Annotated in this window: 20 protein-coding genes and 5 pseudogenes; 11 read left to right on the top strand and 14 right to left on the bottom strand. The window is 65.5% G+C overall.

Translation table 11 applies throughout. The features are described 5' to 3' along the window. Positions 1-172: pseudogene (locus A37U_RS54110) on the top strand (IS110 family RNA-guided transposase); the annotation flags it as partial. 8 nt (positions 173-180) lie between these two features. Here A37U_RS54110 and A37U_RS0132675 read toward each other — a convergent pair. The 7 genes and pseudogenes from A37U_RS0132675 to A37U_RS54105 form a co-directional block, all read right to left on the bottom strand. Beyond that, positions 181-492: pseudogene (locus A37U_RS0132675) on the bottom strand (transposase); the annotation flags it as partial. A gap of 156 nt (positions 493-648) precedes the next feature. Further along, positions 649-1,008, bottom strand: coding sequence for an antibiotic biosynthesis monooxygenase family protein (locus tag A37U_RS0132670; RefSeq protein WP_240437753.1), 360 nt, complete (start codon positions 1,006-1,008; stop codon positions 649-651). Between the two features lie 157 nt (positions 1,009-1,165). Then, a complete protein-coding gene (locus tag A37U_RS0132665; RefSeq protein WP_026197843.1) occupies positions 1,166-1,642 on the bottom strand; it encodes a DUF1772 domain-containing protein in 477 nt (158 codons plus the stop codon). Positions 1,643-1,707: 65 nt separating this feature from the next. Further along, positions 1,708-2,184, bottom strand: coding sequence for a MarR family winged helix-turn-helix transcriptional regulator (locus A37U_RS46540; RefSeq protein ID WP_051111795.1), 477 nt, complete (start codon positions 2,182-2,184; stop codon positions 1,708-1,710). Further along, positions 2,177-2,425, bottom strand: a complete 249-nt coding sequence (locus tag A37U_RS0132655; protein WP_020500882.1) for a hypothetical protein — start codon at positions 2,423-2,425, stop codon at positions 2,177-2,179. Before A37U_RS0132655 ends, A37U_RS46540 begins: the two co-directional genes overlap by 8 nt. A gap of 150 nt (positions 2,426-2,575) precedes the next feature. Then, positions 2,576-2,752, bottom strand: coding sequence for a hypothetical protein (locus tag A37U_RS52745; RefSeq protein ID WP_020500881.1), 177 nt, complete (start codon positions 2,750-2,752; stop codon positions 2,576-2,578). A gap of 91 nt (positions 2,753-2,843) precedes the next feature. Next, positions 2,844-3,083 (bottom strand): hypothetical protein, encoded by a 240-nt coding sequence (locus tag A37U_RS54105; RefSeq protein ID WP_020500880.1) that lies wholly within the window; start codon positions 3,081-3,083, stop codon positions 2,844-2,846. On the opposite strand from A37U_RS54105, the gene A37U_RS54100 reads away from it, so the two are divergent. Further along, on the top strand, positions 3,082-3,390 hold the full coding sequence (locus tag A37U_RS54100; RefSeq protein ID WP_020500879.1) for a hypothetical protein: 309 nt from the start codon (positions 3,082-3,084) through the stop codon (positions 3,388-3,390). The two genes, A37U_RS54105 and A37U_RS54100, sit on opposite strands and share 2 nt — an antisense overlap. Before the next feature lie 246 nt (positions 3,391-3,636). On the opposite strand, the pseudogene A37U_RS55160 reads toward A37U_RS54100, so the two are convergent. The 4 genes and pseudogenes from A37U_RS55160 to A37U_RS46525 all read right to left on the bottom strand — a co-directional run. Beyond that, positions 3,637-3,837 (bottom strand): annotated as a pseudogene (locus tag A37U_RS55160) (hypothetical protein); the annotation flags it as partial. 198 nt (positions 3,838-4,035) lie between these two features. Beyond that, a complete protein-coding gene (locus tag A37U_RS53200) occupies positions 4,036-5,607 on the bottom strand; it encodes a hypothetical protein (RefSeq protein WP_205623079.1) in 1,572 nt (523 codons plus the stop codon). Further along, positions 5,604-6,851: a tyrosine-type recombinase/integrase gene (locus A37U_RS0132635; RefSeq protein WP_240437752.1), complete on the bottom strand. Its 1,248-nt coding sequence runs from the start codon at positions 6,849-6,851 to the stop codon at positions 5,604-5,606. The genes A37U_RS53200 and A37U_RS0132635 overlap by 4 nt, the downstream gene beginning before the upstream one ends. Further along, positions 6,739-9,677: pseudogene (locus A37U_RS46525) on the bottom strand (Tn3 family transposase). Before A37U_RS46525 ends, A37U_RS0132635 begins: the two are co-directional and overlap by 113 nt. Before the next feature lie 154 nt (positions 9,678-9,831). Between A37U_RS46525 and A37U_RS0132625 the strand changes: the two are divergent. Then, entirely contained in the window at positions 9,832-11,769 is a 1,938-nt protein-coding gene (locus A37U_RS0132625) for a potassium transporter Kup (RefSeq protein ID WP_240437751.1), read from the top strand. A 299-nt stretch (positions 11,770-12,068) separates the two neighbouring features. On the opposite strand, the gene A37U_RS0132620 is transcribed toward A37U_RS0132625, so the two are convergent. Beyond that, on the bottom strand, positions 12,069-13,364 hold the full coding sequence (locus A37U_RS0132620; RefSeq protein ID WP_240437750.1) for a sugar porter family MFS transporter: 1,296 nt from the start codon (positions 13,362-13,364) through the stop codon (positions 12,069-12,071). A gap of 618 nt (positions 13,365-13,982) precedes the next feature. Here A37U_RS0132620 and A37U_RS0132615 point away from each other — a divergent pair. Beyond that, complete coding sequence (locus A37U_RS0132615) at positions 13,983-14,417, top strand: hypothetical protein (protein WP_157183167.1); 435 nt, start codon at positions 13,983-13,985, stop codon at positions 14,415-14,417. Between the two features lie 87 nt (positions 14,418-14,504). Continuing rightward, entirely contained in the window at positions 14,505-14,645 is a 141-nt protein-coding gene (locus tag A37U_RS54090; protein ID WP_240437754.1) for a hypothetical protein, read from the top strand. 86 nt (positions 14,646-14,731) lie between these two features. Here A37U_RS54090 and A37U_RS54085 read toward each other — a convergent pair. Continuing rightward, positions 14,732-14,779, bottom strand: a pseudogene (locus A37U_RS54085) (hypothetical protein); the annotation flags it as partial. A 374-nt stretch (positions 14,780-15,153) separates the two neighbouring features. Between A37U_RS54085 and A37U_RS0132610 the strand changes: the two are divergent. The 6 genes from A37U_RS0132610 (at position 15,154) to A37U_RS0132585 (ending at position 19,784) form a co-directional block, all read left to right on the top strand. Continuing rightward, complete coding sequence (locus tag A37U_RS0132610) at positions 15,154-15,348, top strand: ferredoxin (RefSeq protein ID WP_020500871.1); 195 nt, start codon at positions 15,154-15,156, stop codon at positions 15,346-15,348. After that, on the top strand, positions 15,345-16,538 hold the full coding sequence (locus A37U_RS0132605) for an NAD(P)/FAD-dependent oxidoreductase (protein ID WP_026197840.1): 1,194 nt from the start codon (positions 15,345-15,347) through the stop codon (positions 16,536-16,538). Before A37U_RS0132610 ends, A37U_RS0132605 begins: the two co-directional genes overlap by 4 nt. Next, entirely contained in the window at positions 16,535-17,386 is an 852-nt protein-coding gene (locus A37U_RS53190) for an NAD(P)-dependent oxidoreductase (protein ID WP_063712870.1), read from the top strand. Before A37U_RS0132605 ends, A37U_RS53190 begins: the two co-directional genes overlap by 4 nt. Then, positions 17,383-17,778 carry a carboxymuconolactone decarboxylase family protein gene (locus A37U_RS53185; RefSeq protein ID WP_026197839.1) on the top strand — a complete coding sequence of 132 codons (396 nt, stop codon included), beginning with the start codon at positions 17,383-17,385 and terminating at the stop codon, positions 17,776-17,778. Before A37U_RS53190 ends, A37U_RS53185 begins: the two co-directional genes overlap by 4 nt. Further along, on the top strand, positions 17,775-18,992 hold the full coding sequence (locus A37U_RS0132590; RefSeq protein ID WP_020500869.1) for a cytochrome P450: 1,218 nt from the start codon (positions 17,775-17,777) through the stop codon (positions 18,990-18,992). The genes A37U_RS53185 and A37U_RS0132590 overlap by 4 nt, the downstream gene beginning before the upstream one ends. A 93-nt stretch (positions 18,993-19,085) precedes the next feature. After that, positions 19,086-19,784 carry a TetR/AcrR family transcriptional regulator gene (locus A37U_RS0132585; RefSeq protein ID WP_020500868.1) on the top strand — a complete coding sequence of 233 codons (699 nt, stop codon included), beginning with the start codon at positions 19,086-19,088 and terminating at the stop codon, positions 19,782-19,784. A 135-nt stretch (positions 19,785-19,919) separates the two neighbouring features. On the opposite strand, the gene A37U_RS0132580 is transcribed toward A37U_RS0132585, so the two are convergent. After that, on the bottom strand, positions 19,920-20,821 hold a 902-nt coding region (locus tag A37U_RS0132580), incomplete at its 5' end, for an IS3 family transposase (RefSeq protein WP_020500867.1).

Here is a 20,821-nt window from a genome sequence, read left to right as displayed (position 1 = left end):
CATCGCGATGGTCCGCATGGTCCACCACCCCACAACCCGCGCCTACGCGAACAGGCGCCGCGCAGAAGGCAAAACCAACCGCGAGATCCGCCGCTGCATCAAGCGCTACCTCGCCCGACGCCTCTACCGCCACCTCAACAACACCACCAAATCGGGGCTTGACGCGACATAGAAGCTTCATAGAAGCGTCTCATCCACACTACCCAACCGACGCTGCCGCTTCTTCACAATCACCGGCTCAAACGTGCCCTCACGATCCCGCGGCACTGCCACGCCAACCTCACCAACCGCGTCGGAAACCACGGTCTTGGCGCGCGAGCCGTTGCGCACGTTGCTGCCCTCACGGCCAGGCTGATCAGCGTGCTTGGCATGCCCAAGGTGCTCGGTCATCTCCGCCTCCAAGGCGGTCTCCAGCACCGTCTTCGTCAGCCGCCCCAGCAGCCCATCCGGCCCAGTCAGAGCCAAACCCTGCTCCTGCGCCTGCTTGATCATCTCCGCGGCCAGCTGCTCTTGCGCACCCGCCGCCTCGGCCCCGCCCGTCTGCTTCGATGTCGTCACGGCATCTACAATCATCACACTCAGTGCCCATCCCGCCGGATCTCACCCCAGCGTGTCGGGCCGAACACACCGATCATCGGACGGACCCGGCTACGCAGGTCCCGCTACGCAGATCCCCGGTACGGCGAGCTTCTGAAAGACGTGCGGCGTCGCAACGGTGCTGTCGGGATATTCTGCGGTGCGCTGTTGGAACTCAGGCGAACGAAACGCGTCGCCAAGCGCTGCAGCGGATTCCCACACCGCCACGTTGATGAACGTTGTGCTGCCGGCTGTGCCGCGATGTAGCTGCGTCGAGACACAGCCGGGCTGCTGTTTCATGAAGCGGGCATCGTCGGCCCACACCTCAAGGAATCGCTCGACGTCGGCGGGGGCAACGTTGAACTGGTTTATGAGCACGACCGGACCGTTGTCGTGCTGTAGCTGCTGCATATAAGTGATCTGTTCGTCCATCTCTCGGAGTTCCATAGCTCTCCTTTCTCCCGCAGGCCTGCGCCAAGGGCGTTCGTTGTGGTCATCGTGGTGGCTTCAGGTGCTGTGCTTGCAGGGATGTTTCCGCGGTGGCGTCGAGGTCCCTCTAATGGAATTGTTCGCGGTCGCCTCGGTGGGGTCAGGCGTCACGACCTCGCCCGCGGCGGAGCATCGCGGTCGTGGCTGCGCCTCCAGCCACGGTGGCGGCGACTCCGAGGGTGGTGCGGACCCAGTTCCACTTGCTCCATCTGCTGAGTTCGTCGGCGACGTTGCTGGGTGGGAACGCGGGGTCGAGCAGCGCGGTGTTGGCCCTGCCGAAATAGACCGGCAGCAGGATGACGGTCGCGGTCATCGATGCAGTGGCCGCGCCCCACGCCAGGCGTCCGGGGAGCCGCTGCCGAGTGACGGTGTAAGTGGTGGCCCCAAGTAGCGCAACAGCCGCGGCCTCGACGGGAAACAGGATGGCGCCGGTGGCCGGGCCTGAGGTAACGAACCGCTTGAGGAATGTCGTCGGTTCCATGGCCCGCCAGGTGGGGACGGTGACGAGCTGCGTGAGTAGGCAGCCAGTGGCGAACGCGGCGCTGCTGGCCGTGGCGGCGGTGGCGGTGAGCAGCACGGATCGGCTCAGCGGTCGCGCAGTCGGCCGCGCGTGTGTCTGGTCTGTGGTTAGCGCGCCGAGCCTCATGGCGGCCCCTCCTTGTCGGCGCCGGCATCGATGCCGACTTTGTCGAGGTTGGCGATGACGGTGGCGATGGTAGTCATGAACGTTTCGACCTGCTGGTCGGTCAGGCCCTGGGTGGCGAGGGCGATGACCTCGCGCGCGGCGGCGACGAGGTCGGGTTCGAGGTCGCGGGCGCGGGAAGTCAGCATCACCAGCGAGCGGCGCCGGTCCTGCGGGTCGGGCACCCGGGTGATGAGGCCGTCGCGCTGCATCCGAGCCAGGGTGTTGGCCATCGTGGGCTGCTCGATCTCCACCCGTTCGCAGAGCTGGGCCTGGGTCAGCCCGTCGGTCTCGTAGAGCGCGAGCAGCTGGGCGAACTGGCCGGGCACCACCCCAAGGGACTCGATGCGCTCGCGCAGCGCGTTCGCCAACAGCCGGGCGGCGTGGTTGACCTCGTAGCCCAGCAAGCTATGGCGCGACAGGGCGGGATCAGGCATGACGCGCGGCCCGCGCCCGCAGAGCATGCCGGATGCGCTGCCCCTTCCACATCGCGATGCCCGAGGCCACCACGACCGGAGCCACCAGCCACTGCACGGTCGTGGTGAACCCCGGGCCGAGTAGCGGCGACAAGTAGAGCTCGACCAGCAGGAACAGCCCGAGGGTCAGGTGCACGGCGCGCTGCAGCGACCGCTGCCGTCGCCCTCTCGGCTTGCGAGGAGTGATCTTCATCGTGGCCATGGCGCTCTCCTTCTGCATAGCTTGCTATGTAAAAGCATAGCAGGCTATTGGAAATTTCGGGAAGGTGCGGCGCGCTGGCACTGGTAGCGGTCTAGCTTCTAGCAGGGTCGGTTGCCGTCTCGTTGACCGATCCCTTCTGAGACGCCTCGGCTACAGCACCGATTCCACGCCACTGGTACCGATGTTGCTGGTGGCGTCGAGATCGAGGTGGGTGTCCATGTTCAGTCGGAAGCGTCCGTATGGGTTCACGTGCGACCAGAACAGTGGGGTCAGGGCGCGGCGTTCATTCTCGCCGATGCTGTCGTGGAACTCCGGCACCTCCAGCACGGCTTGCAGCAGCAGTGTGTTGACGTGTTCTCTGAACTTGTTAGTTGATCTTGTTTTGTCGGTACTTTCCGGCTGGTGCTGGTTCGTGTGGTCACGGCTGCCCTCGATCCGCGTCGAGCAGTGACGCGATCCGTTCGCTTATCTGTGCCAGGAACACTGCGGTTTTCTCCGGGCGGCGCAGGTCTGCGAAGTGATGGACGAAGTCCGCCCGGGTAGCTTCGGTGGCGTGGTCGAGCCAGTCTGCGAGTTCGGCGGCTAGCCATGCCCATTCGAACAACTCGGCTGCTACCACGGGAACCAGCGCTTCGGGGTTGTCTGGGGACTCGACCATGATTGCGGCGATCCGGGACGGGTTGCGCGCGCTCATATCCGTCCGCCTTGTTCTTGGTGGCTGTCACGGTGCGGCTGGCGATGTCGCGGAAGGCGGGCAGGCCGAGGTTGACGGTGGCAGCCCGGCGGGACCGCTCGTCGAGCTGGGCGAGTTTCTGTTCGGCGCCGGCGAGGCTGACCTTGAGTCCCTCGACTTCGCCGTGCCAGCCTTCTCGCTTGGCTTCGGCGATGCGGTCAAGCAGATTGCCGCGGATCTCGACGATTCGTTGCCGTTGTGCGGGATCAGGCCGGAGAAGGCTGCATCGTAGGCAACTGTGCTCGTGGATGCAGCTCGTCCCATAGGCTCGACCGCAGTCGCCGACGGCGACGCGTCGCCGTTCGAAGTGGCCGAGGAACTCTTCCCATTCCTGGTCCGTGGGGGTCCGGTATTCCTCGCTGGGGCGGGTGGCGCGACGGCGTGCGAGGAAGGCACGGTGGCCCCTGATGACTTCTTCGGGATAGACCGCCTTGTAGCCCATGGTGGTGTTGATGTCGCGGTGGCCGACCACGAGCTGCGCGATGTGGGGCGGCATCCCATTCATAATGGCATCCGTGATGAACAATCTCCGAAAATCATGGGGAGAGAACAAAAGCGGAGCGCCGCTGGCGTCGGTGAGGCCAGTGCGCGCAAGGGCGTCGTTGAGCAGGCTCCGGATGCCAGCTGCGGTGATCGGACGGTTCTCGACGCCGACCCATCGTTGGAACAGCAGGGGCATCGGCGGGTTCCAGACCCGTTCGTGATTGTCGTAGCACACCACCAGCGGAACGGCTCCGCTGGAATCGCGGACACGGCAGATGATCGCGCTGAGCACGTCCGCCAACTCCGGGTCGATGACCAGAAGCCTTTCAGCGTCGCTCTTGGACGGGGCGATGTGCGGTAGTGGAATGAGCTCGCCGGTGCCGGGCAAGCGGTATTACACAAGGCTGTGGTGTGACAGTTCTGTCAGCTCTTCGACGCGGATTCCGGTGCGGCGCAAGACTTCCACGATCGCCCAAGCGAAGAACGCGCGGTGCTCCTCCGGGGTGAGGTCACGACGTTTGCCAGTGTGGGGATCGTCCGCCCAGACCTTGGCTGTCGGATTCTTGTTGACCGACCTCCGCCAGCACTGGCCGGCCGTGGTGAACTCATCCCCTGGTGTGGTGGCTTGCGCGGCCGCCAGCCGCTCAGCGGCCAGCGTGCGTTCGGTGTCGATTGTACGAGCCAGGGTGGGCAGGACTGGAAGGCGCTCTCGGGTCCGCTGGTCCATCCGCGACTTGCGGCTGGCGTGCTCCTTCCTCCTGGACATCTCCTCTTCACGGATGGGGCAGGGCGCCGCCCACACACCCCAGCACGTGGGATCGTCGATAGCCCACTGCGCGAGGTCGAGATAGAAGGACCGGACCATGGCCAGGTAGTTGAGTCCCTTGGTGGTGCGCGGAACCTCGGTCTCGACGATCTCGCCGGAGGCGTTCTTGCTGCGGATCTTTTTCATCGCGATCCGCTGTTTCCACGCGGCCGCGATATCGGGCGCCAAGCGCAGCGAGTCGATCCCCGGATGATGCTCTTCCAGGTCCTCCCAGAACAGCTTGCCCAGGCCGAACGCCAACTGCCGCAGGGAGGTGTAGTCGACCGAGAGCTGGTGTTCGCGCATGTAGTCGACGAGCAGGTCCCGCACCGGCCGGCAGGCGATCTGATATCGGTCGATCATCTTCTCGACGCTGATCTGTCCTTGTGCTCTGCCGCTGACGACGCGGACGGTCGACGGCGCGGCCTCTGGAAACACGCCCATGGCGTGTAGGAGCTGGTAGAAGTACGCGCTGGTGGTGACTGGCCCTTCCGTAGCCATGCTGAGGAGCAGTTCGACCATCTCCACGCAGTCCCCGGCGGTGATGTCGCGGACCATGCCGCCCTTGGCGGCCATAATGGTGGCGATCCGCCGGAGCGCACCGTCTTTGGTGGTGGCGTTGGCCGGATCCCGGCGGCAAACGTCGACAAGCGCAGCGAACCCTTCCGGGTCGCGGCTGCGGGCCATTTCGGCGGTCAGGATCTGCACGGTTCCCGGAGTGAGCAACCACGACAGGCTGGGCCGGATCACATCGCCGCTGATCAGCGGAAGAATCCCGCTACCCAGCGCGGTGAAGTCGTTCTTCCGAGTCCGGTAGGCCAATCCAGCGGACTGGAGCCATCTCGTCGCCAGGTGCCTCCAGTCGATGTTGCCGGCCGCGTCTGCGCCACTGACCAGCCACCGATCCTGCCAAGTCTGCCCCGGATACTGCTCCAGCCATTGCAGAACCTTGGTCAGGCCAACCTTGCGCCGGTCTTGAGACCCCGGCGCGTCGAGAACGAACGGCGGGGCGAGCAACCGCGCCAGCACCGCTTCGCGTGACTGCTCGGTGGCGGCCCACCTTGATACCGGTCGGCGATGTGGGAACTGCTTCAATAGCGCCAAAGCAGCGGGGCCGAGCTGTCGGGCTGAGCGTGTTTCGGTCAGAGCCTGAGGGGTCACGCCGTGCCTTCCCCGAACAAGACGTTCAGCGTCTCCGGCCGATATGACGCTGCCGGAGCGCTGTCCTCTGGCGCGGGAACTGGCGCTCTCCGGTTCGTTCTGCGCGCATGGTGCGCAAGTACCCCGGCGATCACGTCCTCGGGCAGGAGGTTCATGTAGAGCTGGGTAGTGCTGAGGTGAGCATGGCCAAGGACCCACTGCACGTCGGTGAGGGGCATGTCCGGATCGCGAGCCATCCGATAAGCGGCAGTGTGTCGTAGCGAGTGCAATGTCCAATTTGCACCGAGAACGGCGTTCACGCGCTCGAACATGCGGTGGGCAGCGTGATAGGTCAGTGGCCGGAATGGCCTCCGCAGCGTCCACCACAGCGGATCATCACTTTCCGCTGGCACGAGACCCTGCATCTGTGCCTGATACAGCCGCAGCCACACGAACGCGTCTGGAGAGGCCGGCAGCTGCTGAATCGCCCGAGTGCCTTTCCGGATCACCGTGATCAGCTGCTGACCGGGGTCGGCATCTCCGTGATGAGCGCCGAGCAGTTCCGCCGCCCGTGCGCCCGTCGACACCCAGAAAGCAACAAGGGCCCGGTCACGGTGTGATCCGAGCTGGGCGAACAGCTCGTTGAACTTCTCGTCCGGGATGCTGCGGGGCACACGCTGAACACGCCGGGGCCGGTACAGTCCCGACGGTTCGTTGCGGTAGGGCTCGATCGGATTGTGGTGAACATTCGGCCGGGCCTTACGGCGGACCAGCGGGAACGGGTTGATCATCGGACCCGATCCGGCATCGCGATGGAAATCGTAAAAGCCGCGCAGCACGGTCTCGCTGTGGCCGCGCGTGCTCGACGCGTACTTGCGCCCCGGTCCGGTCTTACCCGTCACCGGGTTCGGCGCCTCCGACACGGCACTGCCACCAGGACGCCTCGGCTTATCAGTGAGCTGGATCCAGCGGAAAAAGTCACGAGCCTCGGCGCGGGGCGCGTGGTTCCACGGCACCTCGTCAATCGCCCAGAGGAACCGGAACCAGCGCAGCAGGTCCACCCCATACGACCGCTGCGTCAAAGCAGACCGCCCGGCCGCTTGCAAGTCCCGCAGCCACACCGCAACTGGCTCAACGGCATCTCCGGCCGGGTCAACCAGCCGGTAAAGCTCCCAAAGGTCGCCGGTCGCAACGAGCGAACCCGCCCGCGGCACGACCAACGATGCAAGATCCCGATCCCGCCCGCGTTCGTCTGTGTTGATCACGGGCCGTGACCTTAGCCACCTCTGAACCGACCTGTCCTCTGACGTGCACAAACTCCGTCGGTAGTTCAGTCAACAGGTGGACCAGCGCGGACTGGAGCAGATGCAGCGCGAGCATGGACACCTCGGCGTGCTCGCGGTCCGGGCCGGTCAGATCGCCGTCCTTGCCGTAGAAGATCACCGTGTTGCCGGAGTTCCACTGCTCAACCACCTGCAACCCGCCGTGAATCTCGCGCCGCAGCTCCGGAGAGGCCAGGTAGTCGCAGGCGAAGATGGTGCGCACCGCACGGCCGAGTTCTCCCAGGGCCTGGTAGGTGGGGTTTTGGGGCCGCCGCGGGTGAACCGGCGCAGGATCGACTCCGACTCCGCGGTCCCCAGCCGCAGGGCGGTGGCGTACTTGACCATCTGGTCGTACTGCTGGGCGATCAGTTCCCACCGGATCGGGCGGGTCAGGACATTGCCGAGCTGCCCGTACGCGTCGGTGTCGTCGGGCCGGTAAAGCCGGATGGAGCCGATGTTCTTCAACCGCGGCAGCAGCCGGAACCCGAGCAACTCGGTGAACGCGAACCCCACCACCGAGGCACCGTGCGTATCGACGTAGTTCGCCTCGATCTCGGCGTCGGTGCAGTGTCGCAACAGCCCCTCGATCATCGCCGCGACCTCGGAGGAGGAGCAGTTCTTCAGCTGGGAGTAGATGCAGGTGGAGCGGCGCTCGACGTGCCAGTAGATCATCACGCCGGGGCCGCCGTAGCGCTGGTGCCACTCGGTCATCAGGTTCGACTCCCACGACCCGAACTTCTTCGAATCGGACGCGCAGGCGGTGCCGGTGCCCCACCAGTGCGGGTCACGCGCGTCGAAGGTGGCGTTGACCAGTTTCGCGATCGCGCGGCGCAGGTTGTCGCGGGTGATGAAGTACCGGCGCACGTGCCGCAGCGCGGCCTCGGTCTCGCCGTGCTCGCCGGTGGCCACGATGGCCTTGATGCCCATGTTCGTGCCCAGCGCGAACAGACACAGCAGCAGCCTCCGGCGCAGCGTGTCCCGATCGATCACCTCGCGCGAGGCGACGCTGGTGAACTCGGTCGTGAACTCGGCCAGGAAGTCAGAGTCCTTGAGCACGTCCAACAGGTCCAGCGTGCCCCACCGCCGTTGCACCTCGTCCTTGATCGCGGCCAGCCGGGTCGGCTCGGGCAGCGGGTCCAGCTTGGGCACGGTGATCCACGGCTCGCCGCGCCGGGTCGTGATCTTCACCCCGCCCGCTGAGCCGTCCACGAGCGCGGCGTCCGGACGTGCGAGCGCGTCGTGCATGCGGCGCTGCAGCCCCGCGATGAACTCGGTTGGGTCGGTCGGCTGCCACAGAGCGGCGTAGTGCACCTCGCGACTGGCCTCAAAATCACCGGGCAGATCGTCCTCCGGGGTACGCCACCGGTTACCACCGGCGACGTAGATTTCCCGGCGCCGCAACGCATCTCGCAACGCGACCAACACGCACAACTCGTACGGGATGCGCTCCACGCGACCCTTGTCGTCCACCACCGCCTCCCGCCACGCCTTCGGTACCACTCCGTCGATCGGCACCGCGTCGCCAGCGGTGTAGAAGCGCACCTTGCCGTCCGTGGCGGCGTAGCGGGCCAGCAGCTCCAGCGCGTGCATCACGGGCCGATAGGCGGTGTTGTTGCAGTGAAACTCCAGCGCGCCCAGCAACAGTGGCATCATCCGGCGGTAGTAGTTCGAGTACGAGGATCGCAGCACGGTGCGTACCCGTGCTTGAAAGGCACGCTCGTTGGCCTTGGCCTCCCGGACCAGTTCCCGTAGCGTTTTTTCGCCTACCACAGGAAACAGGGCCTCCCGCACCAAATCGTCCGGGTGCTCGACGGCGGCCTCGGCCAGCCGGAACAGGATGCCTTCCTTGCCGCGCACCCGCCGCAAATCCTCGGTCAGCTCCCGCTCCACCCGCCGATCCGCCCGCGTATTGATCTTGTGAACCAGCCCGATCAGCGAGTCGACCAGCGCGTCGGTGATCTCCGCGACCCGCACCCAACACAACGCCGCTAGCAGGGTCAGGCGCACCGATCGGGGCGCGGCCAGCAGGTCCGAGGGATACGAGCGAACGGCGCGGGCACGCCACCCCTCCACCAGCTTCTCCGAGGCGTCCGCAAACAGTTCCGCCGGCAAACCAATCCCGCGCACCGCGGTCCCCTTGTCGATCTCGCGCAGCAGAGTCTCCAGCCCAACCTGACCGGGGTCGGCCTTCAACTCGGCCAACAACCCGCCCCGGCCGGGTGTGGTCTCGTCACCGAGCAGCGCCTCCAACCGGCCGGCGCACCCATGGTCCAACCGAGCGGCCGTCAGGTCGCAGAACCGCTTCTCGAATGCGGTGCGCGCCGAGCCGGTAATCCGCTCAATCCGGCCCGGTGGCTCGATCTTCTCGCTACGGCAGCGCACCAGCAGCGCCTCACACAGCTGCTCGTCCCGCAGCTCGACCGGGCAGACCTCCTCGGCCAACCACCCGGCGAGCTTGTCCTCATCACCGCGGGTGAACTCACGGAACCCGAACGCCGCCCGCACCTGCTCGCGGTGATACTTGATCGTCCGCCCCGCCCAATCGTAGCCAGCGAACACCTCCGGGTCCACCTTCACCTGCTCGCCGACGTGGGCGAGGGCCTGTGCTGGAACCTCCTCCGGCCCGCGTGGGAACCGGGCCTCGATCTCGAAGAACTTCAACAACACCGCGAACCCCAGCCGAGTCGCGCCTGTCTTGTTGCCCACCAGCGACCAGTCCTCACCGACCAGCGTCCACGCCGCCACCAGCTCCTCGTCCGACCACTTCATCCGCATAACGCCGAACCTTAGAAGAGCGCTGTAACACAGATCACACCGCGTCGGCTACCCGCTGGTTACTTTGCACTTTGGGTCAGCTTCGGGAGTTCTGGGCCTAGAATCGCTGCTTCCCCGCATCCTTGGGCACACGCGGCACACTATAGGGGTGAGCCCGCCGTCAAACGAGTCGAGTCGCGCTGCGAGTGCCGCAGGGGCGGCACGCCGTCGCCGCCCGGGGACAATGCTGGCGATCGGCGCGTTGGGCGTCGTGTTCGGTGACATCGGTACCAGCCCGCTGTACGCGCTGCAGACTGTGTTCTCCATAGACCACGGCTCTGTCCGGCCGGTTCCCGGAGATGTGTACGGTGTGATCTCGCTGCTGTTCTGGGCGATCCTGCTGATCGTGTCGGTGAAATACGTGGTCTTCGTGATGGGGGCCGACAACGACGGCGAGGGCGGCATCATGGCGCTGGTCGCGCTCATCCGGCGGCGAGTCACGCGGCCGAAGCGGCTCGTGATGCTGGCCACGCTGCTCGGTGTGATCGGAGCGGCCCTGTTCTTCGGCGACAGCGTCATCACACCGGCCATCTCAGTGCTTTCCGCCGTCGAGGGGATCGGTGTCGTCGACCGCGGCGTGGAGACCGCTATCCTGCCCATCGGCGCCACCATTCTGATCGTGCTGTTCCTGGTGCAGCGGTTCGGTACCCATCGGGTGGGTGGCCTGTTCGGACCGATCATGCTGCTGTGGTTCGTCACGCTTGCCGCGATGGGGTTACCGCAGTTGTTCGCCGATCCCGGCGTCTTGCGCAGCCTTTCCCCGGGCTACGCCGCCGCGTTCGTCATCGAGCACCCCTATGTCGCGTTCATCGCGATGGGTGCGGTGATCCTGGCGATCACCGGTTCCGAAGCGTTGTACGCGGACATGGGACATTTCGGTCGGCCGCCGATCCGCGGTGCCTGGTTCGCCGTCGTGTTTCCCGCCCTGACGCTGAACTACCTCGGGCAGGGCGCGCTGATCCTGCGCCACCCGAGTGCGGTGGCAAATCCCTTCTACCTGCTGGCACCAGGGTGGGCGCAGATCCCCTTGGTCGTGGTGGCCACACTGGCCACTGTCATCGCCTCCCAGGCTGTCATCTCAGGTGCGTATTCGATGACCAGACAAGCCATGCGATTGGACTTCCTCCCCCGCCTGACGGTGCGCCACACTTCGCGGCAGGAGAGCGGGCAGATCTATGTTCCTGCGGTGAACTGGCTGCTGCTGACCGGTGTCCTCGTCCTGATGGTCACGTTCGGCTCATCGGGGGCATTGGCCACCGCCTACGGCCTCGCCGTGACCGGCACGCTACTACTGACCACTGCCCTGTTCCTCATCCTGGCGGGTGCGGCATGGCATTGGCCACCATGGCGGCTGCTGGTGATCGGCCTCGTGTTCGGCGGTGTCGAGCTGACTTTCTTCGCCGCCAATCTCACCAAGGTCGTACACGGTGGCTGGTTGCCGCTGCTGCTGGCCGCGCTCATCGTCACGATCATGCTGACCTGGCATCGCGGACGCGACGTCATCACCGCCCGACGCGCCGAGGTCGAGGGACGCCTGTCCGAATTGGTCGAACGGTTACGCGAGCATCCTCCGACGCGTGTGCCCGGTACCGCGGTTTTCCCGCACCAGACAAAGGAAACCGTCCCCCTCGCGTTGCGGGCCAATGCCGAGTTCAACGAAGTAGTGCACGAGCATGTGGTCATCGTTTCGGTGATCTCCGAAAACGTGCCACACGTGCCGCGCGGTGAACGCCTCGACGTGGACTCGCTCGCTCACGCCAACGACGGAATCGTGCACCTCTCGGTTCACTTCGGCTTCCACGACGACCAGAATCTCCCTGCCACATTGCGAGACGCGTTCATGCTAACCAGCGAACTCGAAATCGACACGGACACCGCGTTCTATTTCCTGTCCAGGATCACCATCGAGCCCGGCAACACCCCTGATATGCCGGCCTGGCAGAAACGACTGTTCATCGGACTGGCCCACAACGCCGCGTCAGCGGCAACCTATTTCCGACTGCCCGTCGACCGCACGGTGGTCATGGGCACCCGCATCGAACTGTGATCGCACGATCGCACCGGAGTCGTACACCGGTCGCCGGAACCTGCCGCGATGGACAAGCCATTCCAGGCCGCTGCCCCCGGCAGCCGTGGTGCCACAAGCACCTCTAACTGTTCGGGTGCCTCGTTCATCGCCGCGCTCCCCATCCCGGCACCACCACCCCGAACGGCACATACCATGGTGTTGACAATACTTTCGCGGTTGCACGCCAAGAACGTGCTACGGCCCCCACCGGAGGATCCTGCTCCGCCCATCATGTGGCCCATATTCGGCCCGGCACGGGGTGAACCGCCCCAAACACACTAGCTCGTTGCGCGTTGGCGCCAGTAGGTTTCGATATCTTCGAGGGTTCGTTGGCTGGTTTCTGGTACGTACCGGGTGATGATCCAGACCGCGAGGGCGGAGAGGCCGGCGAAGATGAGGAATACCCAGGTGCCCATCAGTGCCAGCACGTCCGGGAAGACGCCCGAGGAGACCGCGTTGAGCAGATATTGGGTGAAGGTGATGACGCCCATGCCGATCGCGCGGGCACGCAGCGGGAGGATTTCCGGGCATAGCAGCCAGAACACTGGTCCCAGTCCGATGCCGAACGCGAACGTGTAGACGAACACGGCAGCCAGTGCCAGCCACGTCACCTGCGGCAGCGCCGCGATCACCACGCAGGGCAGGATCTGTCCGGTGAGGCTGATCTGCAGCAGCCGCACCCGCCCTACCCGGTCGATCAGCGGCAACGCTATCGCGGTGGACAGCACCAGCCCGGCTCCGACACTGTAGTTGGCGATCGTGCCGGCCTGGATCCCGCCGGTGACGTGTTGGAACAGGATCGGCGAGTAGTAGATGACCGAGTTGATGCCGGTGAAGACCTGAAAGAACGTCAGCACCAGCGCCAGCGTGATCGCCGGGCGGTACGCGCCACGGGAGAGCTCGCGCAGCCCGGCCTGCTGCTGGCGCAGGCTCGCGTCGATGTCGGTGACTTCTTGGTTGGCTTCGGTATGCGTGGCGCGTAGCCGCCGCAGCACGGCGCGCGCGGTGTCATGGCGCCCACGGGCCACGAGCCAGCGCGGACTTTTCGGCGCCACCAGCATGCCGAGTCCGAAGATGGCGGCCGGCGCCGCCCCGAGCCCGAGGATCCACTCCCACTGGCCGCTGGGCGTGAATCCGGCACCAATCAGGTACGCGACCATAAAACCGACATTGACCGCCAGCTGATAGGTACCGGTCAGCATCCCGCGCAGTCTCGCCGGCGCGAGCTCGCTGACATAGATCAGCCCGAACTGGTTGGCTACACCGGCACCGAACCCGAGCACGAAGCGGAACACCAGGAGCACCTGTGGGTTCGGCGACAACGCCGAACCGATCGAGCCAACCACGAAAATGCCCGCCGCCAGCAGCAACAACGTGCGACGGTCCAGCCGGCGCGAGACCACGGTGGCAGCGACGATCGCAGGCAGCGCCCCAAACAGCAGCATGCTGGTCACCAGCCCTTGCGCGCTGGGACCAAGCCCGAACTCGCGGCTGAGCAACGGTAGCGCACCCGACATCGAGGCGGTGTCGTAGCCATACAAGATCCCCGACAGGCCACCGAGCGCAGCCACCACGTACACGAACCCCGGAACCCGCGCACGGTCTACTGCACCGGAGGCAGTGTCCTGTCGCTGTGCCATCAATCCCCTTCCCACCGAGGCGCCATCGGCGGGTGGCACTCCACCCGACGGTAAACGATTACTCGGCCATCATGCGTTCCTTCACCGAACCGTGTCGACCCCACGCAGACATAGGAATGCCGCAGAGTAAATCGAAACCACCCGCCCCTGTGCTCCGCCGTAAACTGGCCGGGCCGGCAGTGCGTAAAGCGCTGTCCGTGTACCTGCAGGAGTTCGAGGAACTACGCCGCATTCGAAGTACTCCCTCCGGGGTTACGCGCGGACGGAGCCGCGCTCCGCCGCACCCGGCCGGTGATGAGCGTCAGGCGAATTGACACCACTCACCCTATGAACCTGGAGACCCCAGAAACGGTCGCGACGCTGGTCGCAGGGTTCGTTCGAAGAGTGCCCGACTGAAGGATCACGATCTTGGTCAGGCGCAGCAGGCGGCGGATCACCGGTACCAGTCGAGGATCCCGCAGCTGCACAGCAATTCAGATGTCGGTTCTCCAGCCCTTCCATAGGTCCCGTGGAGAGGGGAAGATCGACGATTCCGGGAAGAGGTTGTTTGTTATGGCTACGGAGTTGACGCCTGAAATGGTGATCGATCTTGGCGACTGGGACGTGCGCTACGCGCGTGTGCTGGCGATTGCCACCGATCATGGCACCGGGCTGGCTGTGGTGGACAGCAACGGCGACGAGGCAAACATCGACGCTGAACACTACTGGCATGACCGGACTGGCGGCTGGGAGGCCAGGGCCAGCGCCGGCCCGGTCAGTACTGGCGAAATCGGGGTTTCCGCCTGCGGCGAGGGAGGGCATGCCGATCCCGACAGCGACGGCTACCTCGGTTACGTGCGCTGGGCTTGCGGGCGCGCGCTTCATCCTGGTCGGCACGTGGTCACCGTGACAGCGTGGGATCGCGACATCGCCGTGGCGGCCGGCCAGGGAGGCTGGTGGGCCTGGGTAGAGTCGATTCAGGCCCCTGACAAACTCACCGCGACGTAACGGTTGAGGACCGACAACCGGGTTTTGAAAAGCAGGTTATGTGCCGGTCGCGCCGCGATGAAGACTTGGTGGGTGTGCAATGCAGCGGTGAGTCGGTTCGATCGGATTGCTCATGTCTACAACGAGGCGGTGCCGTTTTTCACGACGTTCGCTCAGCGGCTCGTGTCCTGGGCCAATCCGCCTGACCGGGCACGGCTGCTGGACCACGTCGAGATCGCCACTTGCTGATCGCGCCTTGGTTTTCCACCGTACCCGGGTGATGCAGGGACCGGCGCGCCCTGCCCGGGGGAGTTCAGCGTCAGGGCGGGAAACACGATGGCGAACCAGGCACCGCGGATCGGCGGCCGACCGAAATGTCCCATGTCCGCGTACAACGCTTCGGAATCGGTGATCGCCAGTATCTACTCGCACCCATCGCGGTGAACGCGACATAGGGGTGCTCGATGGCGAATGCGGTGGCGTAGCTCGGGGAAAGGCCACGCAAGACGCGGGGACCGATCCACAACGCGGTGGCGCCATGGCGGCAAGTGTGACGAACCACAGCAGCATGGTCGGTCCGGTCGAATCGCTTGCACGCATGGGTCAACGCCTGACATCACCGGCACCGCGATGGAGTACGAGGCGTCGCGGGCCCACCTTGCGTGCAGCCCCGGGCAAGCCTAGAGTCGTAACTGAACTTAGTTAGGTTAAGTGCCGGGTGGATAACGGCACTGGCTGTGGTGGATTGGAGTGTCGTATGCAGATCACCGTTGCGGAAGAGCACTGTTGTGGAGCGGGACAGTGTGTGCTCGCTGCGCCGGATGTGTTCGACCAGCGTGATGAGGACGGTGTCGTGGTACTGCTCGATGCGACCCCGCCGGAGTCTCAGCGCGCCGCCGTGCTGGATGCGGCCGCGGTGTGCCCTGCGGCGGCGATCGCGGTGCATGAATGAGTGCGCCGTCGGCCGTGGTGGTCGTCGGCGCCTCGGCGGCGGGTCTCGCCGTCGCCGAGACCCTGCGCCGGGAGAGATTCGACGGCCGGATCACGCTGATCGGCGAGGAGCCGGAGCTTCCCTACGATCGGCCGCCGCTGTCGAAGGAGATCTTGTCCGGAAGGTGGCAGGCAGACCGGGCGCGGCTGCGGGATCCGGCGGCCGTCGACCGGCTCGGGTTGGACCTGCGGCTGGGCACCTCTGCGGAGTCGGTCGATCAGGCCGCGCGGCGAGTCCTCCTGGCCGATGGCACCGTGGTCGGTTACGAGGAGTTGGTGATCACCACCGGAGTCAGGGCGCGGCGGCTGCCGGGTATCGAGGGCGTGGCCGGGGTGCATGTGCTGCGCACCCTGGCGGACGTGGCCGCGTTACGTGTGGCGCTGTCGACGAAACCGCGGTTGGTGATCGTCGGCGCGGGTTTCCTCGGGGCCGAGGCGGCCTCGGTCGCGGTTCAGGCGGGTGCCGAGGTGAGTCTGGTATCCGATCTGGACGCGCCGCTGGCCGACGTGCTCGGCCCCGAACTCGGTGCCGGCCTTGTGGATCTGCACCGCGATCACGGAGTCGAGGTCCTGACCGGGGTGAAGGTCGCAGAGATCGTCACCGAGGGCGCCCGCGCCACCGGGGTCCGCCTCGTCGACGGCAGGACGGTCACCGCGGATGCCGTGCTGATGGCGATCGGGTCCGTCCCGAACACCGAATGGCTTGCCGGTAGCGGTATCCCCACCGACAACGGGGTGCTCTGCGACGAGTACTGCCGTGCCGCACCGCATGTCTGGGCGGCGGGCGATGTGGCCAACTGGTTCCACCGGGGGCTGAGCGAACGGGTCCGCATCGAACACCGGACCAACGCGGGCGAGCAGGGCATGGCCGTGGCACGCAACATCCTCTCGGCCGGCCGGCCAACGGCGTTCCAGCCGGTCCCCTACATCTGGTCGGACCAGTACGACCGCAAGATCCAGATCTACGGACTGCCGCGCGGCGCGGACCGCTTCGCCGTGACCAAGGGCAGCATCGTCGACCGTGAACTTCTTGCGCTGTACGGGAAGAACGGCACAGTGCGCGCCGCAGTGGGCATCAACATGAACCGTGCGCTCCGATCAGCGAGACAGTTTCTGGTCACACCGACCCCGTGGGAAGCAGGTACAGCATGAGCACGAGACAACGTCCCGGAGTCATCGGGCTCGGCATGATCGGCGGCGGCGTCGCGGTCAGCCTGGCCCGCAGCGGGCGGCCTCCGGTGGTCTACGACGTCCGCCCCGATGCCGCTCATGCGCTGCCCGGCGTACCGGAGATGGCCGGTTCCGTCGCTGAGGTGGCCGCGAACGCCGATGTGGTCCTGGTCGCCGTCGTCGACGCGGACCAAGCCCGCACTGTCCTTTGTGGACAAGACGGCATACTCGGAGCGGCTCGGCCCGGTTCGGTCGTGGTACTGCTGTCTACGGTGGCCGTGCCGGTGGTCCGCGAACTGGCCGGCAAGTGCACAGAGGCCGGGGTTTCCCTGCTCGACTGCGGGGTAACCCCCGGTGACAGGGCCGCCGAGAACGGTATGGTTGCGATCCTCGGTGGCGAGCAGGCCGCCGTGGACACCGCGCTGCCTGTCCTGCGGGACTTCACCAAACAGGTGGTGCACTGCGGACCGCTCGGCGCGGGGATGGCCACGAAGATCGCCCGCAACGTGATCACCTACGGCACCTGGCGTGCGGTGCACGAGGCCTCGAAGCTCGCTGAACGGGCCGGGGTCGACCCGGAGAAACTGATCACCGTCGTTGAGTCCGCGGATCCGGAAGGGGCGACGCTGTTCCAGTGGCAGCGCTACCGGCTGGCCGCCGACGAACGGCTGCGCGTGCTGGCGTCCACGGTCGAGGCACTCCAGGACAAGGACCTCGCCGCGGCACTGGAACTCGCCGGGCATTTCGGGATCAGCTCCCCGCTGGTCGAAGTCACCAGGGAGCACGGCAGCGAAACCCTTGCCTTCCCGGAGAAGGAGGAACGACGATGACCGACCGGACCGAACGCGGCCTGCAGATGATGGACCAGGTGTACGGGCCGGGATTCAGCGAGTCCCTTCCCAAGGAACGCACCCCGATGCTGGAGCAGACCGTCGACCACCTGTTCGGCGAAATCTGGAGTCGAACGGGGCTTTCGGTGCGCGACAGGCGGCTCCTGGTGCTCGGCGCCACCGCGGCGCTCGGCCGCGCCGACCTGATCGCGATCCAGGTACGCGGTGCGCTCGCAAGCGGTGAGCTCTCCGCGGAAGCACTGCGCGAGGCCGTGCTGCATCTGCAGTACTACGTCGGCTGGGGCAACGGAACCCAGCTGAACAGCGGGGTGGAACAGGCATTGCAGGACCATGCGGCAAGCGAAGCCACTACAGCCAAGGAGCAACGATGAGCGTCGAAATACCGGAAATGCCGATGAGCAGGCAGCGACTGCTCGATCCGCCGCTGGAATACGACCAGCTACGCGAACGACAGCCCATCACCAGGGTCCGATTCCCGAGCGGCAGGATCGGCTGGCTGGTCACCCGGTTCGAGGAAGGTAGCCAGGTCTTCGCTGATCCGCGGATGAGCGCGCGCAGGCCCCGCCACGATGTGCCGCCGGAGGACGGCGACGACCACGACTCGGACGACACCGGGGAGGCCATCGACCCCACCTTCGTCATGATGGACGAGCCGGACCACGGTGCCTACCGGAGGTTGCTTTCGGGAACGTTCACCCCGAAGTCCATCCAGAAGAACCTGCAGCCCTACATCGATCGAATCGTCACCGAGCACCTCGACGCCATCGAGCGCGCCGACAAACCCGTCGACCTGATCGAGCAGTTGGCGCTGCCGATCCCCTGCCTGGTCATCTGCGAGATCCTCGGCGTTCCCTACGGTGACCGCGATCAGTTCCACCACGCCACTGAAACAATGATGGACGTCAGCAAGTCCCGCACCGAACGCGACAGCGGTGGACGCTGGCTGCAGCAGTACATCAGCGGTCTCGTCGCTCAGAAGCGCACCGAACCGGATTCGACCGGCCTGCTCGCCGAACTCATCCGTAAGAGCAACGAAGAAGGCTCGATCCTGTCCGACAAAGATCTGGTCAGTATCGGGGTGCTCCTGCTGTTCGCCGGACACGACACCACTATGGCGATGATCGGGCTGTCCACGCTGACCCTGCTCACCCACCCCCAACAGCGCAAAGAAATCGTGGAACAGCCGGAGAAGATCGGTCCCGCGGTCGAGGAACTGCTCCGCTACCTGACCATCGTCCAGTTCGGACTCGGCCGCACGGCCAAGGATGATCTGGAGATCGGCGGGCAGCACATCACCAAGGGCGAACTCGTCGTGGTCGCTATGCCCGCGGCCAACCGGGACCCCCGCGCATTCGAGGATCCCGATGTGCCCGACTTCGACCGCACACTCACCAGGCACCTGGCCTTCGGCTACGGGGTGCACCAGTGCCTCGGGCAGAACGTCGCCCGCGCCGAGCTGAAAACCATTCTACCGCAGCTGTTCCGTCGCTTCCCCGACATCCGGCTGGCCACCCCGCTCAACGAAGTCGAGATGGACACCTACGGCACCAATTACGGCGTCCGCAAGCTGCTGGCAACCTGGTGACACCGCGTGTTCCGTGCCGAGCAGTCCGCGCCCGGCCCGGAACAGCACAGCGCGGGCTCCTAGGATGGGACCCGCGTCGAAAGCAGGCAGGTGATGACCACAGTGAGCCAGACCGGACGGCCGCGCAGCCGGCGCGGCGAGGGTGACCAGCTGCGCACCGAGATCCTCGACGCCGTCAACCGCCTGCTCGATGAGTGGGGCAGCGACGAGAAACTGACCATGCGGGCGGTCGCCAAACAAGTCGGCGTCGCCGCTCCCAGCATCTACCTGCACTTCAGCGACAAAACCGAACTGGTCTGGGCCGCGCTGTCCGACAAATACGAACAGCTCGCCGAACGCATGCACACCGCCGAGCAGGCCGCGGAGCCCGGACAACCGCGTGAACGCCTACGCGCTCAGATCCACGCCTACTGCCGGTTTGCCGTCGACAACCCCGGCCACTACCGGCTCATGTACGAGATCCGCCAACCCGCCGCAGACTCCACCCGCATAGGCCACCACCCAGCTCGTTTGATCTCCGGCCTATTCCGCACCACCCTGACCGACTGCGCCCAGGCCGGCTACCCATTGTCCCTGCCCTTACGTCAGACCGCACACACCCTCTGGACCGGACTGCACGGGATCCTGTCCATCTGCCACAGCCTCGCCATCACCACCCCACCGGACCAGCTCGACGGCATAACCGACGGACTGCTCGACATCCTGGTCGACACCGACCCCACCGACGGACAAACGATCCCCCCGGACACCAAGATCGAACGTTTCATCGCGGACACCATCGTCGAAGACTGACCGCCAACGGTCAGCCAACCAATACAACGAAACCAGCCCGTCAACATCGACTCGACCGAAACCCCAATCACCATTGACGCTCACCATGTCATGATGGTGGTCAGTTTGGACTTCCCCTCAAATCGTGGAGGGTTTCTAGGTCGCTGCCGGTTGGTCAGCGGTGTTTTTCTCGTACTCGGTTGGGGCCAGCAATCCGGTGCTGCTGTGCCGGCGCTGGTTGTTGTAGAAGTCGCGGCACCACCTCGTCACGGTCGCTCGGGCGTGGCGTTTGGTCGCGAAGCGGTTTCGGGACAGGACCTCATGTTCGAGGGTGGCGAAGAACGATTCGGCCGCGGCGTTATCGAAGCAGGATCCGACCCTTCCCATCGACTGTCGGATGCCGAGCTTTTCCTGGCACAGCTTGGCGAACAGGCCAGCCGTGTAGGTCGAGCCGCGATCGCTATGGAAGATCACGCCCTCGATTTGTTCGCGGCCGCCACGGACAGTGGCGGCGATCTTGATCGCATCCGCGGCCAGGGCCGCGTCCGGGTGTTCCGAGACCGGGCAGGCCAGCAGTCGCCGCGAGTACAGGTCGATGACCGTGGCCATATACAGCGGCCCTTCACTGGTGGGGATCTGGGTCATGTCACCGCACCATTTCTGGTTCGGCCCCGATGCGGTGAAGTCCCGGCGCACCAAATCCGCAACCTTCGGCATGGACTTGTCCTGACGAGTTAAACCCTTGTACCGCTTGACTTTCCGCGCGATCAGCTCCTGTCGACGCATCGAGTCAGCGACCGTGTTCACGCTGACCCGCCACCCAGCCTCAAGCAAATCGGCATAAATACGCGGGGAGCCATATGTGCCACCGGAGAACTCGAACCGCTGGCGCACGACGGCATCCAGCGCTTCTCGGCGTTGTTGCCGGGCCGTGGGCGCACGGCTGATCCATTTGTAGAACCACGACAAACTGACGCCGAACAGGACACAGGTGATCGTGTGTGGCACCCGGTGATCGGTCCTCTGGTCGGCGATGAAACGGGCCACGCTCATTTCGT

Source organism: Sciscionella marina DSM 45152 (assembly GCF_000379465.1).
Classification (GTDB): Bacteria; Actinomycetota; Actinomycetes; order Mycobacteriales; family Pseudonocardiaceae; genus Sciscionella; species Sciscionella marina.
The sequence above is the reverse complement of the archived record's forward strand: the minus strand, read 5'-3'. Positions and strand labels throughout refer to the sequence as shown.

Coding starts and splice junctions, on each gene's coding strand:
- A37U_RS0132670 (WP_240437753.1), bottom strand. CDS start 1,008: ATGGACGAACAGATCACTTATATGCAGCAGCTACAGCACGACAACGGT.
- A37U_RS46540 (WP_051111795.1), bottom strand. CDS start 2,184: ATGCCTGATCCCGCCCTGTCGCGCCATAGCTTGCTGGGCTACGAGGTC.
- A37U_RS0132655 (WP_020500882.1), bottom strand. CDS start 2,425: ATGGCCACGATGAAGATCACTCCTCGCAAGCCGAGAGGGCGACGGCAG.
- A37U_RS54100 (WP_020500879.1), top strand. CDS start 3,082: ATGATTGCGGCGATCCGGGACGGGTTGCGCGCGCTCATATCCGTCCGC.
- A37U_RS54105 (WP_020500880.1), bottom strand. CDS start 3,083: ATGGTCGAGTCCCCAGACAACCCCGAAGCGCTGGTTCCCGTGGTAGCA.
- A37U_RS0132615 (WP_157183167.1), top strand. CDS start 13,983: ATGGCTACGGAGTTGACGCCTGAAATGGTGATCGATCTTGGCGACTGG.
- A37U_RS0132610 (WP_020500871.1), top strand. CDS start 15,154: ATGCAGATCACCGTTGCGGAAGAGCACTGTTGTGGAGCGGGACAGTGT.
- A37U_RS0132605 (WP_026197840.1), top strand. CDS start 15,345: ATGAGTGCGCCGTCGGCCGTGGTGGTCGTCGGCGCCTCGGCGGCGGGT.
- A37U_RS53190 (WP_063712870.1), top strand. CDS start 16,535: ATGAGCACGAGACAACGTCCCGGAGTCATCGGGCTCGGCATGATCGGC.
- A37U_RS53185 (WP_026197839.1), top strand. CDS start 17,383: ATGACCGACCGGACCGAACGCGGCCTGCAGATGATGGACCAGGTGTAC.
- A37U_RS0132590 (WP_020500869.1), top strand. CDS start 17,775: ATGAGCGTCGAAATACCGGAAATGCCGATGAGCAGGCAGCGACTGCTC.
- A37U_RS0132585 (WP_020500868.1), top strand. CDS start 19,086: ATGACCACAGTGAGCCAGACCGGACGGCCGCGCAGCCGGCGCGGCGAG.